The sequence below is a fragment of the Salinibius halmophilus genome (genome assembly GCF_003577475.1).
Taxonomy (GTDB): Bacteria; Pseudomonadota; Gammaproteobacteria; order Pseudomonadales; family Natronospirillaceae; genus Salinibius; species Salinibius halmophilus.
The window spans coordinates 54,215-68,672 of record NZ_QPEP01000005.1; the positions used below are offsets into that span (position 1 = coordinate 54,215).

12 protein-coding genes are annotated in these 14,458 nt (G+C 47.7%); 6 read left to right on the forward strand and 6 right to left on the reverse strand.

Annotated elements, in window-relative coordinates; all coding sequences use genetic code 11:
- Positions 1-156: 156 nt before the first annotated feature.
- The 3 genes from DUW71_RS06755 to DUW71_RS06765 all read left to right on the forward strand — a co-directional run bounded on the left by DUW71_RS06755 (position 157) and on the right by DUW71_RS06765 (position 2,703).
- Positions 157-1,227, forward strand: coding sequence for a GGDEF domain-containing protein (locus tag DUW71_RS06755; protein WP_158583910.1), 1,071 nt, complete (start codon positions 157-159; stop codon positions 1,225-1,227).
- 138 nt (positions 1,228-1,365) lie between these two features.
- On the forward strand, positions 1,366-2,370 hold the full coding sequence (locus tag DUW71_RS06760) for a sodium-dependent bicarbonate transport family permease (protein ID WP_199671169.1): 1,005 nt from the start codon (positions 1,366-1,368) through the stop codon (positions 2,368-2,370).
- A gap of 18 nt (positions 2,371-2,388) precedes the next feature.
- Positions 2,389-2,703: a P-II family nitrogen regulator gene (locus DUW71_RS06765; protein WP_119394489.1), complete on the forward strand. Its 315-nt coding sequence runs from the start codon at positions 2,389-2,391 to the stop codon at positions 2,701-2,703.
- Positions 2,704-2,737: 34 nt separating this feature from the next.
- Here the strand turns inward: DUW71_RS06765 and DUW71_RS06770 are convergent, their stop codons facing one another.
- Genes DUW71_RS06770 through DUW71_RS06795 form a run of 6 tightly spaced genes read right to left on the reverse strand, consistent with a single transcriptional unit; the run spans position 2,738 to position 8,358 of the window.
- Positions 2,738-3,628, reverse strand: coding sequence for a S1 family peptidase (locus DUW71_RS06770; RefSeq protein WP_119394490.1), 891 nt, complete (start codon positions 3,626-3,628; stop codon positions 2,738-2,740).
- Positions 3,629-3,682: 54 nt separating this feature from the next.
- Positions 3,683-3,943 carry an acyl carrier protein gene (locus DUW71_RS06775; protein WP_119394491.1) on the reverse strand — a complete coding sequence of 87 codons (261 nt, stop codon included), beginning with the start codon at positions 3,941-3,943 and terminating at the stop codon, positions 3,683-3,685.
- Positions 3,924-5,459, reverse strand: a complete 1,536-nt coding sequence (locus tag DUW71_RS06780; RefSeq protein ID WP_119394492.1) for a class I adenylate-forming enzyme family protein — start codon at positions 5,457-5,459, stop codon at positions 3,924-3,926. Before DUW71_RS06780 ends, DUW71_RS06775 begins: the two co-directional genes overlap by 20 nt.
- Positions 5,449-6,942, reverse strand: a complete 1,494-nt coding sequence (locus DUW71_RS06785) for a class I adenylate-forming enzyme family protein (RefSeq protein WP_119394493.1) — start codon at positions 6,940-6,942, stop codon at positions 5,449-5,451. The genes DUW71_RS06780 and DUW71_RS06785 overlap by 11 nt, the downstream gene beginning before the upstream one ends.
- A 1-nt stretch (position 6,943) precedes the next feature.
- Positions 6,944-8,053 carry an alpha/beta hydrolase gene (locus DUW71_RS06790; protein ID WP_119394494.1) on the reverse strand — a complete coding sequence of 370 codons (1,110 nt, stop codon included), beginning with the start codon at positions 8,051-8,053 and terminating at the stop codon, positions 6,944-6,946.
- Positions 8,050-8,358, reverse strand: coding sequence for a cupin domain-containing protein (locus DUW71_RS06795; protein ID WP_119394495.1), 309 nt, complete (start codon positions 8,356-8,358; stop codon positions 8,050-8,052). The genes DUW71_RS06790 and DUW71_RS06795 overlap by 4 nt, the downstream gene beginning before the upstream one ends.
- Before the next feature lie 300 nt (positions 8,359-8,658).
- On the opposite strand from DUW71_RS06795, the gene DUW71_RS06800 reads away from it, so the two are divergent.
- The 3 genes from DUW71_RS06800 to DUW71_RS06810 all read left to right on the forward strand — a co-directional run bounded on the left by DUW71_RS06800 (position 8,659) and on the right by DUW71_RS06810 (position 14,458).
- A complete protein-coding gene (locus DUW71_RS06800; RefSeq protein WP_119394496.1) occupies positions 8,659-11,463 on the forward strand; it encodes a bifunctional aconitate hydratase 2/2-methylisocitrate dehydratase in 2,805 nt (934 codons plus the stop codon).
- A 101-nt stretch (positions 11,464-11,564) separates the two neighbouring features.
- The gene (locus tag DUW71_RS06805; RefSeq protein ID WP_158583911.1) at positions 11,565-11,900 is read left to right on the forward strand and encodes a hypothetical protein; all 336 of its coding nucleotides are present in this window, start codon (positions 11,565-11,567) and stop codon (positions 11,898-11,900) included.
- 59 nt (positions 11,901-11,959) lie between these two features.
- Positions 11,960-14,458: a bifunctional diguanylate cyclase/phosphodiesterase gene (locus DUW71_RS06810; RefSeq protein ID WP_119394498.1), complete on the forward strand. Its 2,499-nt coding sequence runs from the start codon at positions 11,960-11,962 to the stop codon at positions 14,456-14,458.

Below are 14,458 nucleotides of genomic sequence, written 5' to 3' on the forward strand. Positions count from 1 at the left end.
TGCTTTTTCGGTTGTCTTTCTCTGCTATGCCAGCCGAACCAACTACCGAACGAATGAGTCTTAGCTTACAGTGTTGTGGGCCGTTTTTCTTGCCATCGAAAGAACCCTAGCGTTCACAATGCTATTATGAACTTTGTTTACTCTTGAGATGTAGTCGTGCGCAATAATCAGGTAAAGCGAATCAGCGTTAGTGAGCGGATATTCCTTAACTATATGGCATTTTTTGCCATCATTTCGTTGGTCACGGTTCCAATTAATTTGCTCTATCAGCTCCCGTTTCATCTCAATTACAAGTGGATTGCCATTGCGCTACTATGCGCCATTGCTGGCAGTTTGGCGTATCGGGGAGTGCATACAAAACGGGTGCATTTAGTAACCGTTACTGCAATGACCTTTGTGGTGATTCCCGGAGCGTGGTTTAGTAGTGCAGGCTTGCAGTCGCCAAGTGTTATTTATTCGGTTGCGGTAATGCTGTTGATTAACTTCACCCTTACGGGTTGGTTGAGATGGTTTTTCAATGGCGCGCTAACGGTCGTTACTGCGTTGCTGATCGCAGCGACTTTTATTATCCCTAATTCCTTTACTCGTTTGAGTGTGGAGCAGCAATTCTTTGATTGGGTAACGCATGTCTCCATTATGCTAACGTTTATGGCGCTACAACTCATCACTTTTGCCAAGGCTTATGAAAAGGCACAGCATCGAAATCAGCAGCAAACAGAGAAACTAGCTCAGCTTGCGCATACCGACCCGCTAACCGGGGTGAATAATCGCTTAAACCTAATGAGTGATATCATGCAAGCTAAAAACTCTGGCGAAGCGTTCGCGCTAATCATTATGGATGTCGACCATTTTAAGGCCTTCAATGACAGCTATGGACACCTGGAAGGTGATCAATGTTTGAAGACAGTGGCGAGCATACTTATGTCTGCTGTTAAGCGCAGTGGTGACCGTGTTTATCGCTTCGGCGGAGAGGAGTTTATCGCGCTTTTAACGCGCACTCAGTCCACGGATGCCGAGGAGTTTGCCGAGCATGTGCGCCTGCAGATAGAACAAGCTGCCATTCCCCATTCTAAATCATCTGTTGCCGATGTTGTCACCGCGAGTTTTGGCGTAGCAAGCTGCACGCCAGCATCAAAGCATTCACCAGAGGCGCTCATTGAGTTGGCAGACAAAGCACTGTATGCGGCCAAAGCGAAAGGTCGTAACCGAATACACCGTGCTGGTTAAGCGCTTGTTCAAATAAAATCCTATCTGTATGTTCATGTTGTACGGTCTAGTTTACATGTAGAGTTGCGCGCGTTTGCCTAAAGTTAAGGCAAAAAATCGGCGTAAAGCCTGTCATAAGTATCGAAAGAGGTACCTACCGTGGACTTACTCGCAAGTGTATTCGACTTGATTATTACGGGCTTACAAAAGCCGACGCTGGGCTTTTTGTTGGGTGGTATGTTGATCGCTGCCTTGGGCAGCCGATTAACCATTCCAGATCAAGTGTATAAGTTCATAGTATTTGTACTGTTGATGAAAGTCGGTTTGAGTGGTGGCATGGAAATCCGTAACGCCAACCTCGCCGACCTACTATTGCCTGCTGTATTCGCTGTACTGATTGGGGTGATTATTGTCTTACTTGGCCAACTAGTGCTCACCCGCTTGCCAGGCATAAAGCCAGCTGATGCGCTGGCGACAGCAGGGTTGTTTGGTGCGGTGTCGGCATCAACCTTTGCAGCGGCCATGTTACACCTAGACGACGTTGGTATGGAGTATGAAGCCTGGGTATCGGCGCTGTATCCGTTTATGGATATTCCAGCGTTGATTCTGGCGATTGTATTGGCGCGCATGGCCAATAAAAAAGATCCATCCAAGCGTAATCAAAAATCGGTAACGGTTGGCTATGTGATCAAGGACAGCTTGCAAGGTTCTGCTTTGTCAGCGTTATTACTTGGTTTGGTTTTGGGTTTGCTGACTCGGCCGGAATCGGTCTACGATAGTTTTTATGAGCCAATGTTCCGTGGGTTGCTATCGATTATGATGCTGATTATGGGGATTGAGGCCTGGCAGCGATTAGCTGAGTTGCGCCGCGTTGCTCATTGGTATGCTATATATGCAGTGCTAGCACCTATTGTGCATGGTTTAATTGCCTTTGGTTTTGGCTATGTGGCTCATCAGGTAACGGGCTTTAGCCCTGGTGGTGTGGTGTTATTATCAATTCTGGCAGCTTCTAGCTCGGATATCTCTGGCCCGCCAACGTTGCGTGCAGGCATTCCTTCGGCTAATCCATCGGCCTTTATTGGTGCCTCAACCAGTATTGGTACACCAATTTGTATTGCAATCGCGATACCATTGTTCACTCAACTAGCCATCGCTGTGTTTTAAACACTAGGGAGCCTTGCAATGAAGCATTCAGCCAAACTTGTTTCGATTGTTACTGAAAAAGTTTTCGAAGTTGAAATTATTCGGCTGTTAGAAAAAGCTGGGGTGAAGGGGTATACCATCTTTGAAGGTGGTGGCAGCGGCTCTTTCCATCATCATCACGATAATATTTCGCCTATGATTGATGGGTTTCGCATTGTGAAAATCGAAACCATTATGTCTGATGCAACGCTAGCTGAACAGATTGCCATGAGCTTGGTAGAGGAGTTTTTCTCTGAAAAGCCTGGCGTGGTCAGTCTTAGTGACGTGGAAGTATTTCGTAATCAAAAATTCTAAATGGAAATAAAAAATATTAAAAAATTGTAAAATATTAATTAAAGTTTCCATTTATTATGGTGTCTAGCCACGGCAGATAGTAGTGCACGTTGGCATAGGCACCGGGTTTTTCACCACAGCCTTCGCCCCAGCTCACCACACCGAATAGCACATTGTTGTGCAATAGTGGACCACCACTATCGCCTTGACATGAATCTACTCCAAGTTGCGGGTTGTCTGGGTTAGGTGAGCCTGCACAGAGCATTTTGTTGGCTTGATAGCCATCAAGTTGGCGAGTGCAGGGCTGGTCGTCAAGGGCCTGAACTGTTAAGCGGCGCAAGCGTTTGCTTGGTATGAATAGGCCTTCATCTGAATCGGCGCGATAGTTAACAATATTGCCATGGCCATACACTTGTACGGTATGCTTGTTGGTGACTAACGATCGCCATGTGGACGCTGATTTGGGCAATGCTAGTTTTTCCGGCAAAACTGGTGCATTGGGCAAATGGATCAGTGCAATGTCGTCTTCTTGATATTTTGAGTAGTCTGGGTGAATAAAAAGATTGTCGTCTAATAGCGGTATTACGTTAAACAACAATTCTGGCTTGGCGTGCACTAGGTGCTCGCTAAACTGAAAGTGCTTAAGGCTTGGTTGATAAAGTTTGGCAGCCACACAATCGCCGCCCTTGTCACAGTACTCGTATTGCAGCCATTGACTATGATCGCCAAAAGAAACGCCTAGCACATCACCTGGTTGCCAATCATCAAAACAATGGGCGGCGGTAAGCAACCACTGTTGGCCGATATGGGCCGCACCACAAAACGGGTTCCAATGATTGTTATGTTCATCCAAGGTGTATAGGGCAGTGAACGCCGGATGAGCGTTCACTGTTGTCGCCATTATACCTAGGGCGCTAGCAAGAAATATGGATAAAAAAGATTTCATGACGTTCCACCAAATAATGCGAGTGTAAGCAGTTTGGCTGAACGCCAATAGAACCTATGGTTGTTTTTGCAACTGATGATCTACTAGATGCTCTACAAGTAGCTCGCATAAGCCACCGAGCGTGCTGATGCCAGTAAGGCTTGCTAGTGGTAGCTGCACTTGGAAGTGCTTTTGAGTCACTAGCCCTAGGCTTACAACACCCAGCGAGTCGATGCCAAGGTCGGTATACAAATTGGTCTGTGGGCCCACTTCGTCTTGTTCCATGCCAAGGTGGTCGCAAACCAGCTGTTGAAATTCATCCCATTTCGCATTCATTGTCAGCTCCTTCGGTTAATTCTGCTAAAGCGAGTATTTTTAGCGCGTTGTAATCTAGCTTGCCCACACCTGGGTTTTTCGGTAACTCAGCAATGCTGCGGATTTGGTCGGGGACTAAGTAGGGTGCTAAGTGTTGGCGGCAGGCGCGCATAATGTCGCGGTGTTTGGCATCACCAACAATAAATAACCAAAGCATTTCACCATACAGCTCATGTGGCACACCTACCGCGGCACTGGCTTCCACGTTAGCGAGCTGGTTAACAAAGTCAGTCACTTCAATTGGCGAGATACTGCGCCCACCGCGTTTAATAATGTCCTTGCTGCGCCCTAGTAGACTAATGCTGCCATCTTCGTGGGCAATGGCGATATCGCCAGTGGCAAACCAGCCATCGTTAAAGGCTTGTGAATCGGGCTGATTTAAATAACCACTTACCACACTATTACCACGGACATGCAACTCACCCTGCTGGCCGGGCGCTACTTCTTTGCCTTCTGAGTCTTTCACTGCAAACTCGTTGCCAATACCCGCAACGGGTTGCATTCTGTTGGTCGGCAAGCTGAATTCATCAGCAGAGTGCGCATGCCAAGTCATTAATACGGTGGACGTTTCCACTAAACCATAACCATTGCCAGCACGGTTGAGATTAGGGAAGGGGGCGCGCATTTTTTCTAGCAAGGCATTGCGGAAAAAATCCATGCCGGTGTATACCCGCTCCACCGATGCGTAAGTTCGGCCATTCGCCGCTGCCGTTAAGCCTTCTAAGTAGGCTGGTGGGGCAGCAATGGCTTGGGCAGACTCAGCCAATGTCAAAAAACTATTCGGTGACATGTCTTCAGGAATCACCAGGGTGACACCAGCGGCAAACATGCCCATGCAGGTCAGGATGCCCGAGGTCGATAAAGGGAAGCCAATCACCAATTGGTAGCCTTCAGCACTTGGTTGCATAAGATGATGCGCTGCTTTTAGCACGGTGGCGGCGTTGCGTTGAGTGGGGGCAACAATTTTTGGCCGCCCGGTTGTACCTGAGCTCATTGCCATTAATGCAATTGCATCTGGCTGGGCAGTAAACGTCACAGCTGAGTCTTCTATGTCAGCGCTTGGCAATGAGCTAAGGCTTGCAACCGGCGTGTTAATCCCACCATTGAGTAGGGCTTGTTTGATGGCTGGCAGCAGATGGTCTCCAGCAATTACAAAGTCGGCTTTACAAGCCTGCCAAATACCTAGTTTGGCAGGGGGTGGAATTTGCTCGTGCAGTGGTATGGCACAGGCGCCAAGGCGTTGCAGCGCCATGTAAAGAAAAAAGGCTTCAGGCGAGCTTGGCAAGCTATAGCCTAACCTGTCACCTGGTTTGATGCCCCATGCCGCAAGCTGGACACACAATAAATCAACGCGCTGCTTACACTCTGCGTATGTGACTGTGTTGCCTTGATAAATAAAGGCTGCGCGGGAGAGGTCATCAGGAAACAGTGAATCTTGGTAAATACTGTTGAAGTCGTATAAGTCCTTAAACTTCATCGGTTTCTAATCCTTTTACTTGTTGTAGGTGTCGTTTGCCTTTTTGCTCGGGCAGTTGGTCGACGAATATTATTTTGTCGGGCACTTTGTAGGCGGCAATTCTGCCTAAACAGTACTGTAAAATATTGCCACGCGTTAACAATCTGCCTGGTGTTACCACTAGGTAAGCGATGACCTGTTCGCCAAATACTTCGTGGGCTTGGCTGACAACACAGGCGTCTTGAATGCCAGCATGTTGCACCAAAAAGGCCTCAACTTCTTCTGGGTGAATGAGGTTGGCTCCGCGTTTGATGGCGCGCTTTTGCCGGCCAATAAACTGGATTGCTTGGTCGTCGATTCGTTTTACTAGATCGCCGGTGGCAAACCAACGCTGGCCAAGCTCATCTATTCGAATGTTCTGTGCGCTAAGCTCTGGATTGCCATGATACTCGAGTAGCACGGCATCTGTGTGGACCCAAAGCTCGCCCTCTTGGCAGTCTTGTTGCTGATCATCGAGTACAGCCACCCCACTGAATGGCAACGGTTCAAAAATGCTTGGGTTGGCAAACTTTGTGGTTCGCGAATCCCAAGCTACCATGGTGCCGGTTTCGCTAGAGCCGATGATGTTTACTACTGGAATATTCAGTGATTGGCTAAAGGTCTCTGCTAATGTTTGATCAAGTACTTCACCGGCAAAGTAGGCCAGTCTCAGGCTTGAGATATCATATTCTGCAAAGTTGGGCAGCGACAGCAATAGCCGAGCAACAGTAGGGGTAAGCTGAACTATGCTGACCTTTTGCTCACTGATGGTGCTTAAAAACGCTTCTGGGTCGAGCTCTGCTTGATAAATAACCGATGCGCCAGCCAGGATGGCTTGCATGCCCATACCAAAACCACCTTGATGATAGAGTGGCATGCCCAGCAGCATGCAATCATCGGGTGTAAGCGAGAGAAACTTGGCCATATCTTGTTGGGACTTTAGAAACCCAGCTTGTGGCACGCTGATAATTTTTGCATTGCCGGTAGTACCCGACGTGCAGGCTAGCATTAAACAACTATTCGCAACTGGGGTTAATTGGCCTGGTTGTCGCAATGCTTCGATTGATTGAATTGAATCATAGCGCGGCGTGTCGACGGTAAACACTGGTATAGTCATCGCCGCAAGGCTGGCGTCGTGCACCGCAGAGCGATATTGATTGCATATAATGCACAGTTTGGCATTGGTTTGGCGTAAATAATTGGCTACTTCCCATTTTCCGGCTTGAGGGTCAATGGGCATGGGTAAGGCACCAATCGCGTTGATGGCCAAATAGGCTTGATACCAAAAAATGCTGTTGGGTAGTACAAGCGCCACTACATCTCCACAAGTAATCCCCTGTTTCTGAAGGCCAATGGCCAGTTCAGTCGCAGCCTGGCATATGCTTGCACGGTCGCTGGATTCGTCGTTTACCCGCAACATCGTGGTGTTGGGTTGGCAACAAAGCGCTTGAAAATAGTGTTGCATGCTAGCTTACCTGCTCAATAATCCAATCAGCCATCACTTCTTTACACCAATGCATTTGCTCGCCTACTGGCATAGCATGAGTTGCACCGTCCAAGGCTGAAATTACTGGCGCATCGGTAACCGTTATCTGTTGGCGCTGCCCTTTGGCTTTTTGATAAAACGCCTCCAAGGCCATTTCTTCGGTCATCCAATTGTCATGCTGACTATGAATCATTAAAAAATTGGCATCGGTAGTGGCGTTATCTGGTAGACCCATAGATTCGATGAAGGCATGCTTGTCTTGCCCACCACTAACAAGTTCGAACCAGTGGCCGCTGGTCATCCACTGTGGGATGTTGGCTTGATCAACTTCGCTAATCAGCAATGGAAATAAGGTTGCACAGTAAGTAATACGGCTATCCGCTGTGGCGGCCATAAAAGCAATGCCACCACCCATGCAAAGGCCTGCCGTACCAATTTTATTCGCCTCAATGTCGCTGCGATTGGCGACATAGTCGACTGCCGCTTTTACGGCGGTATCCACCTGTTCACGTGTGCAGGGTATCTGTGACTGATAAATCGATGTGCCGCAACCTGGCAGGTCGGGCACTAGCACTGCAATCCCTCTTGCTAACATAGGCTCTACCAGCATCTGCATCTCCTCTTTGCAGCTGCCAAGCCCTGCAAATAATATGGTGCACGCATAAGGGCTGCTATGTTTTGGCAAGTGCAGTAGGGCACTGATCTGTTGCTGATCATTTAATGGCAGCGATATGTGTTCAACGTGATGCAGCAAGCTAGCTTGATAGTGCTCAGCAAAGGCCTGGTAGTGCTGGCGTTTCGTCGCTTGGTTGTGGTAATTGATTAGGAACATTGCATGCATGCAATGAGTAACCAATGCATGGAAGCGACTTGAACCAAGTTTAGAAGGGCTTTGTTTTGCCAGGGTTAAATACCGTTGTGCTTTGGCTTGCCAAAAATCTTGCCAATGTGTTTCTAGGTCAGTTGCCCGCAAGATTTTAGCCGCCTCAATGTGTTGCAGCGCCGCTTCAATATCAACTGGATTGGTACCAAATAGCGTTAAGCGGGTTGTTACAGGTGCCAGTATGTCGCGCAGCCCCCAATGACTCATTGCCCACCTCCTGCTAGCTCAATGCCAAGTACTCTGGCGGTATGTTGGGTGGGGTTGTGCATTGTGTGCTGACGGTTTGCTGGCACATAAATTGTTTCATGCTGATTGACGCTATGTTTGGCTTGCTCAATCCAGACATCAATCGTACCAGTGAGCACAACAAATAAGTGCGCACTGTTATGCTGATGGGGTGGAAGTGGGCCGCGCCCGCCTGGCGCAATAAGGGCTAAATCGCCGCGTTTTAAGTCCTCTACCTGCTTAAATAACGGCTGAAATGAAAATCCTGGGTGGGTCGAGTTCGACATGTTGCTTCCTTTTAATTGCTACACATATCCTTAGTGGCAGGGCTTAGCGTACTGGCTTTTTTTGTTGCTGGCTACGCCTAGCACCGCATTGAATGGTGTTAATTAATAGGTATATCTTAAATGTATGGTGAGCATAATGCCTGTGAATAAAGGCCGCTAGCGCAAGGTTTGCGGTACTTGTGCATGGTTCAGTGGCGCACCTTGGCGCAATTCAGTGTTCAGCTAATGCGGCAAAACCAGCTATAATGCGCTCCAGTTGAGCAGAGCATGTTCTAATGAGTTGGGCCAGGAGAGGTTTATATGAGTTTATATGCAGAATATTTGGCTGAAATCGAAACCCGTAAAAAGGATCTCGGTTTACACCCAAAACCAATTGACGGCGCTGAGCTGTTAGCAGAAATCATTGAGCAGATTAAAGATACGAACAATGAGCATCGTGAAGATTCGCTTAAGTTCTTCATCTACAACACCTTACCAGGCACCACGCCAGCAGCGGGCGTGAAAGCAAAATTCCTCAAGCAAATTGCATTGGGTGAAGAGAAGGTCGCTGAGATCACTCCAGAGTTTGCCTTCGAACTTCTGTCACATATGAAAGGTGGCCCATCTGTAGAAGTATTGCTAGACCTTGCCCTAAGCGATAATGCTGAGGTGGCAAAACCTGCGGCAGAGGTGCTTAAAACTCAGGTGTTCTTGTACGAAGCAGACACCAGCCGTTTAGAAGCAGCATTTAAAGAAGGCAACCCAATCGCTGAAGAAATTCTTCATAGCTACGCGCAAGCTGAGTTCTTCACCAAGTTACCAGAAGTTGAAGAAACTGTAGAAGTGGTGACCTATGTTGCCGCAGTAGGTGATATTTCAACCGACTTACTATCGCCGGGCAACCAAGCGCACTCACGCTCAGACCGTGAACTACATGGTCAGTGTATGATCTCGCCAGAAGCACAAGCGAAGATCAAAGCATTGCAAGCTGAGCACCCGGGCAAAAAAGTCATGCTGATTGCTGAGAAAGGCACCATGGGTGTGGGTTCTTCACGCATGTCGGGCGTGAACAACGTTGCTTTGTGGGCCGGTGAGCCAGCAAGCCCTTATATCCCGTTTGTAAACATGAAGCCAGTTGTGGCCGGCACTAACGGTATTTCACCAATCTTCCTAACCACGGTAGGCGTAACGGGTGGTATTGGCCTTGACCTGAAAAACTGGGTTAAGAAAGTAGATGCCAACGGCAACGTTGTGGTAGATGAAAATGGTGACCCAGTACTAGAGCAGGTCTACTCGGTAGACACCGGCACAGTGCTTACGATCAACACCAAAGAGAAAAAGCTGTACAAAGACGGCGAAGTGGTTGCTGACGTAGCAGACGCGTTTACCCCACAAAAAATGGAATTTATGCGCGCTGGTGGCTCTTACGCTGTGGTATTTGGCAAGCAGTTGCAAAGCTTTGCGGCGAAAACGCTTGGCATTGAAACACCACTGGTTTACGCACCATCAAAAGAAGTCTCGCATGAAGGTCAAGGCCTAACGGCAGTTGAAAAAATCTTCAACCAAAATGCCGTTGGCGTTAACTCTGCAACACCTTTGCATGCGGGCTCTGACGTGCGCGTTAAAGTGAACATTGTAGGTTCGCAAGACACCACAGGTTTGATGACATCGCAAGAGCTTGAATCGATGGCGGCGACTGTTATTTCTCCAAGCCTTGATGGCGCCTACCAGTCAGGCTGTCACACAGCATCTGTTTGGGACAAAAAAGCACAGGCTAACATTCCACGCTTGATGTCGTTTATGAACAAGTTTGGTCTGATTACTGCACGCGATCCTAAAGATCAATATGCGCCAATGACCGACGTTATTCACAAGGTATTGAACGATATTACCGTTGATGACTGGTCGATCATTATCGGCGGTGACTCGCACACACGTATGTCGAAAGGCGTTGCCTTTGGTGCCGACTCAGGCACAGTTGCCCTAGCTTTGGCGACCGGTGAATCAGCGATGCCAATTCCAGAGTCAGTGAAAGTCACCTTTAAAGGTGAAATGGCGGATCACATGGACTTCCGTGATGTGGTGCACGCTACACAAGCGCAGATGCTTAAGCAGTTTGGCGGCGAAAACGTTTTCCAAGGTCGTGTGATCGAAGTGCATATTGGTACTCTGCTTGCCGACCAAGCCTTTACCTTCACCGACTGGACTGCAGAAATGAAGGCTAAGGCGTCGATCTGTATTTCAAACGATGAAACGTTAATCGGTTCATTGGAGCTGGCGAAGAGCCGTATCCAGATCATGATCGATAAAGGCATGGATAACGAAGCGCAAACGCTACAAGGATTAATTAACCTAGCAAATAAGCGAATTGACGAAATCAAATCTGGTAGCAAGCCAGCATTGAAGCCAGATAACAATGCCAAGTACTACGCCGAAGTAGTGGTTGACCTAGACCAGATCAGCGAACCTATGATTGCTGACCCAGACGTCAACAACGATGACCCATCGAAGCGTTACACGCACGATACCATTCGTCCGGTATCGTACTACAACGGTGAGAAAACCGTTGATCTAGCGTTTGTTGGTTCGTGCATGGTGCACAAAGGTGACATGCAAATCATCGCTCAGATGTTGAAAAACATCGAAGCTGACAAGGGCACGGTTGAGTTCAAAGCACCATTGGTAGTAGCACCACCAACGTACAATATTGTCGATGAGCTAAAAGCTGAAGGCGATTGGGAAATTCTGCAGAAGTACTCGGGTTTTGAGTTCGACGACAGCAATCCGAAAGCTGAAGCGCGTACCAAGTACGAGAACATCATGTACTTAGAGCGTCCAGGCTGTAACCTTTGCATGGGTAACCAAGAGAAAGCCGAGCCGGGTGATACTGTACTGGCGACATCAACACGCTTGTTCCAAGGCCGTGTTGTTGCCGACAGCAGCGAGAAGAAGGGTGAGTCTCTATTAGGCTCAACGCCACTAGTCGTGCTTTCGGCTATTCTTGGTCGCACACCAACAATCGATGAATACAAAAATGCAGTACGTGGTATCAAGCTTACTGACTTCCGTCCACCGTCAGAGGTGTTAACGGTAGACGTGAAAGCTGATCCTGTTCGCATTATGTAAGCGAAGCTTAGGCATAAGTGCGCACCTTTGGGTGCGCATTTTTTTTGTCAATCGCGTAATACTTTTTCACTGTCACTAACATTAAACAAACTGGAATACTAATGAGGCTTTCGTATTCACTATTAATGGGTAGCCTGTTGCTCATATACGCGTTGGCGATGTTGATTGTGCAATTAATACAGACACCTGAGTTAGCTAGCGAATGGAATCAATGGGCCGCGCCACAGTCGGGTATGATCTACACGATTGTTCACCTTAGTTATATCTTGCTGATGCTTGCTGGTTGTGTTGCGCTGGCAACTTGTTACTTAAACCAAATTCTGCTGCAAATGCCTTGGTTTTTTACCTTGGTATTGATGACGGCATTAACAGGCCTATTAGGCGCTGGTTTGGCCATCGTGCTGTTAATCCACCGTGTATGGGTCGCTAAGGCCTAAAATCTGCCGTTTGTCTACTTGTACTCGCAGCACTCGGATACTTGAACTAGTGTTGTAGCATGGCTACCAATATCAGAGTACATCTTACCCGTATTTCGGCAGCGTTGATTGCTGGTTTGATTGCGTTTGCTGTTTTGTGGCAGTTGAATAGTGAGCGATTCAATCTTCGAAAAGCGGAAGTCGAGCAGTTGCTGGATGGTTACCAACAACGCTTGTCAAGCGAGTTTAGCCGTGCACTGATTAGCGTTGAGGTGTTATCTGGCTTGGCACCTAACGGGCCAAATACACCTGAATACTTCGAAAGAATATCTGCTAGCCTATATCAGCAGCTTGATGGCGTTTTATCGTTACAACTTGCCCCAGGTGGCGTGGTAACTTATCTCTATCCAGCTTCCCCTGATTCGGGTGTGTTGGGCAATAATTTGCTTCGTAACCCAGTTACTCAAGCATCCGCTGAACTTGCCATATCTACAAAGCAAATAGTGGTAGATGGTCCGCGCTCGCTTCAACAAGGTGGCTTAGGTATTGTGGCGCGCCAACCAATATTTATCGAACAATCGTTTTGGGGGTTTGCAACAGCCGTTTTCAGACTCAACGATTTGCTCGATAATATGGATTTCTCTGAACTATCTAGGGCGGGCTATCAGTTGGCTATTGTTGTTGAGCGCCCAGATAGCAGCCCTTTCCCTGTATTAAATGGCAATCTTGATACAAACCCAATCAGCAGCACGACACTTCGCCTGGCTAACTTACACTGGGTGTTGTCTATACACAGCGAAAAAAACTCGTGGATTGGTGAGATTAGGCCTTTAGAAGTATTGATCGCAGCCTTGTTCGTTGCACTGGTGGCAGCCCAAGCTGGCACCACAGTTCAGCTAGTCAGCCATAGAGGGTTGCTCAACTCAATTATAGATGCCCGCACACGAGATCTACGCCAGCGAGAAGTGGAGCTAAATCAAGCCCAGCATGTAGCGAAAGTTGGTAGCTGGTATATGAATCAAGGCGACCTAGTAAGAAGGTTGTCACCACAAGCAATGCGCGTATTATCGATTAACGACAACAAGCAAAACATTGCAGGCTATCAAAGCCAGGTACTACCGCAGTTTAGAGAAGCTTACTATAGCTTTTTGCAAAGCAGCCAAAATAACACGATTGAATACAAGGTGAATACCAGTGCCGGTGAGCGGGTCATGCGTGAGGTAATGCATAACGATAATGGCCAACTGGTTGGTACCATTCAAGACATTAGCGAATCGCAAATGCAGCTTGAGCTAATTTGGCAGCAATCTCACTTCGATCAGCTGACTGGCCTACCAAACAAACAATATGCCTGCGAGTTGGTACAAAACTATTATAACGCTAGTTCACCATCGTCATTGATTATTGCCTTAATCGATATCCGTCATTTTAAAGCTGTCAACGATGGTTTAGGGCAGAAAGTTGGCGACGAACTGCTGGTAGCGGTAACCGGCCGATTACAATCCGCGTTTCCCGATGCGGTTGTGCTAGGGCGTTTTGCCGGTGATGTGTTCTTGTTAGTCCTTGATGACAATAAACTCCACGGCGAGCTGATCGACCTGATACAGCAGTGCTTTATCAATAGTGTACAGGTAACTGACGCAAAACGCGTCGTGGAAGTTCAGGTGGGACTAGCAAAGCTGCCTCAAGATGGCGTGGAAGTAGTAGAGGTGATGCGAAATGCAGAAATTGCCCTGCACTCATGCAAACAAAAAAACCATCAGCCCGCTTTTTTATGGTTCAATCCTGAACAACTGCATGCCTTGCAGGCGTTAGATGAACTAGATCGAAGTTTGCGCACTGCCATTGCCCAGCAACAATTGACCATGGTTTATCAGCCGATCGTTGAGGCCAAAACAAGGAAACTTGTGAGTGCCGAAGCACTGGTTCGCTGGACCCATCCGGTAGAGGGCGATATCCGTCCCGACATATTTATTGCGCGCGCAGAACAGAACGGGTTAATTTTTTCGCTAGGTCGGGAAATAATTCAGCTCGTCGCGAGCGATAGCCGTAATTTTGCGAAGAGTAATCTTGGTATGGTGCCATTGAGTATCAATGTGTCGCGTGCTCAGTTTTTTGATGATGGCTTTAGTGCATTTCTGAATCAACAGTTAACCAGCCAATTTGCCCCGGCACAGGTTGTTTCATTAGAAGTGACTGAGTCTTTTGAGTTTACTGATTATGCCGGGTTAAGTGCAATCATAGAGTCGGTTGATTACCCAGCACTAAAGTGGTCGTTGGATGATTTTGGGACGGGTTACTCTTCTTACAGCGCCATTGGCAAGCTGCCGATAGATAATATTAAGATTGATCGATCGTTTATTGCCCACCTTGAAGAGAGCACAGTCAATCAAAGTATTGTCGCTAATATCATTACCATGGCCCACACACTTGGCAAAACTGTAACGGCAGAGGGCGTTGAGACCGAGGGGCAGTGTGAGCTCTTAGTCATGATGCAGTGTGACTACTTACAAGGTTACTTGTTTGATAAGCCGCTAGCACCCAACATCCTTATCGAGCGCTATGCAGGAAGAACCTAG

What these genes read in the sequence shown, in the direction of transcription:
- DUW71_RS06765 (WP_119394489.1), top strand. Translation starts at nt 2,389, where the DNA reads ATGAAGCATTCAGCCAAACTTGTTTCGATTGTTACTGAAAAAGTTTTC.
- DUW71_RS06770 (WP_119394490.1), bottom strand. Translation starts at nt 3,628, where the DNA reads ATGAAATCTTTTTTATCCATATTTCTTGCTAGCGCCCTAGGTATAATG.
- DUW71_RS06775 (WP_119394491.1), bottom strand. Translation starts at nt 3,943, where the DNA reads ATGAATGCGAAATGGGATGAATTTCAACAGCTGGTTTGCGACCACCTT.
- DUW71_RS06805 (WP_158583911.1), top strand. Translation starts at nt 11,565, where the DNA reads ATGAGGCTTTCGTATTCACTATTAATGGGTAGCCTGTTGCTCATATAC.
- DUW71_RS06795 (WP_119394495.1), bottom strand. Translation starts at nt 8,358, where the DNA reads ATGTCGAACTCGACCCACCCAGGATTTTCATTTCAGCCGTTATTTAAG.
- DUW71_RS06785 (WP_119394493.1), bottom strand. Translation starts at nt 6,942, where the DNA reads ATGCAACACTATTTTCAAGCGCTTTGTTGCCAACCCAACACCACGATG.
- DUW71_RS06810 (WP_119394498.1), top strand. Translation starts at nt 11,960, where the DNA reads ATGGCTACCAATATCAGAGTACATCTTACCCGTATTTCGGCAGCGTTG.
- DUW71_RS06800 (WP_119394496.1), top strand. Translation starts at nt 8,659, where the DNA reads ATGAGTTTATATGCAGAATATTTGGCTGAAATCGAAACCCGTAAAAAG.
- DUW71_RS06790 (WP_119394494.1), bottom strand. Translation starts at nt 8,053, where the DNA reads ATGAGTCATTGGGGGCTGCGCGACATACTGGCACCTGTAACAACCCGC.
- DUW71_RS06780 (WP_119394492.1), bottom strand. Translation starts at nt 5,459, where the DNA reads ATGAAGTTTAAGGACTTATACGACTTCAACAGTATTTACCAAGATTCA.